Source organism: Bacteroidota bacterium (assembly GCA_038746285.1).
Taxonomy (GTDB): Bacteria; Bacteroidota; Rhodothermia; order Rhodothermales; family JANQRZ01; genus JANQRZ01.
Map to the genome: position 1 here is coordinate 1 of JBCDKT010000117.1, position 1,998 is coordinate 1,998.

Consider the following 1,998-nt stretch of genomic DNA (forward strand, 5'->3'; position numbering starts at 1 on the left):
CCGCATCGGCGGCCTGTCCCTCCGGCAGTCGTGGTCCGTCGGTTGCGCGCTCGCGGAGGGCGGCGAGTTCGGCGCGGAGGCCGCCCGGTGCCTTGGACGCGCTCATTCGCCCGCCGGCACCGCCGCGCCGGCCTCCTGCGCTTCCTGCACGATCCGGTCGAGCTGGACCGAGATCGCCTCCAGAGCCTCGCGATCCGCGCCGTCGAGGGCGATGCCCGAGAGAACTTCGTCGAGCGCCTCCGCCGGGGTCGCGAACGCGTCGCCGAGCCCGCCGTAGCGCTGCACGACCGTCGACAGATACTCCTCGAAGTCGTGCCGGCCGAGACGGGAAAGCCGTAGTTCGAGCGCCTTGGCCCCGCCATGGGCGATCAACGGCAGGTCGAAGCCGAGGATGAAGAGCCGCGCATTATCGACCGTGCCGCGGGAGAGCGCTTCGGCGAGGCCCGCCAGCATCTCCTTCGTTGCCTGGGGCAGCACGCTCGACTGCGCGTTGTCGAAGATCAGCCAGCGCGTGCCCTCAAGCTGCTGAAGCTGGCCCATCAGCCAGGAGACGAGGAAGGCCGCGAGGTGGTCGTCGCCCGGCATGTCTGCCCGTCGGAGGGTGGCGTCGATGCGCAGATGAGCCGCGAGCGACTGCATGACGCCTAGGGGACGCGGGTCACCCTTCCACGTCCCGAAGTCGAAATGGGCGCATTGGGTGTTCGGGAAGCCGCGGGAGATATGGCTGATGAGGCGCCAAGCGTAGCTCGTGCCGGAGAGCGCGTCACCCTTGAGCACGAGAACGCGGGGGCCGAGCACGTCGCCCATCTGTCCCATGGTCTCGCGCAGCGTCGTGCGGTTGACGAAGGCGACGCCGTCCGTGCGGAGGTGGTCCCAGTGCGCGAAGCCGGCCTCGGGCTCGGGCTTCGGCTCGAAGCGGAGGAGGAGGTCGGCCCAGTCGCCGCGGATCTCGCGCCGACGCTGCTCGGTCAGGGACTGATCGTCGAGCACGGCCTGCATGAGGATCGGGAGCCAGCCTTGCGTCGTCGCACTCGTGATCACCTGGAGATGGACCGACGGCATGGTCGCATCGGCCCGGGCGATGTCGTCGAGGAGCCGGTTCGGCCCGCCCATGGCGAGGAGCAGGGTGAGCGCGTCGCGGTCGAGATAGGTCGCCCGCATGACGTCGTAGACCGGTTTGACCTCCTGAAAGTTCATGCCGCACCGGCGATGTCGGGGAGGAGCCCGGCTGCTTCGAGGTCCGCAGCGATGAGGGCGATGGGGATGCCCTGGTTGTAGTCCGCCAGCTCGGCCGCGAAGTTCGGGTCGCCGGCGTGGTGGAGGGCGACGAGGGCGCCTTTATGGTTCAGCACGGCGGCGCCGGAGGACCCCTTCTTGGTGTTGGCGCTGTAGCGGACGCGAAGGTTCTGGCCCCCGAGGCTGAGGACATGGCCGTAGGCGATGTGGATCGGCGCGCCCATCGGGTGCTGGATGATAGTCACGTGGTCGCTGATAGCGAGGGCCGTGGCGTCCCTGTCGAGCTGCACCGGCGTGCGGGCCGCACCGTCGGGCCCCGCCCGGTCGGTCGGCTTCGCGGCGAGGCGGACGAGGGCGTAGTCGAGATCGAGGGGCTCGGGCACGTCGTTCGGGTCATTCGTCGTGTCCGCGGTCCCGTGCGGGCGGTTCTTCAGGAGCCAGTCATCGGCGACCGGCACGGTCCAGCCCTGTTGCAGCGCGCCCGACGCATCCTTCAGGTGATCGAACCGGACCTCGAGCGTGTCCGGCCCAAAGGAGCGGAGCGGGCGGATGACGTGGTCGTTGGTCAGCACCTTGTCGTGGTCGACCAGGATGCAGGTGCCCTGATGGCTACCGTTCCACTCGATGGCACCCACGCGGCCGAGCATCGCCTGCTGGCCTGCGAGAAGCGCAAGGGCGTCGGCCGAAGGGTCGTTGGCATTGACGAGGCGCTGGAGCGCCGACTGCCGCTCGGCATCTGTGCTGTCCGCCTCCGCGTCCGCC

At 69.6% G+C, this 1,998-nt stretch carries 2 protein-coding genes; both read right to left on the bottom strand.

Annotation, left to right across the window (positions count from 1 at the left end; translation table 11 throughout):
* Positions 1-102: 102 nt before the first annotated feature.
* Complete coding sequence (locus AAGI91_17715; protein MEM1044451.1) at positions 103-1,197, bottom strand: hypothetical protein; 1,095 nt, start codon at positions 1,195-1,197, stop codon at positions 103-105.
* On the bottom strand, positions 1,194-1,998 hold an 805-nt coding region (locus AAGI91_17720; protein MEM1044452.1), incomplete at its 5' end, for a serine protease. The genes AAGI91_17715 and AAGI91_17720, both read right to left, overlap by 4 nt.

Coding starts and splice junctions, on each gene's coding strand:
- AAGI91_17715 (MEM1044451.1), bottom strand. CDS start 1,197: ATGAACTTTCAGGAGGTCAAACCGGTCTACGACGTCATGCGGGCGACC.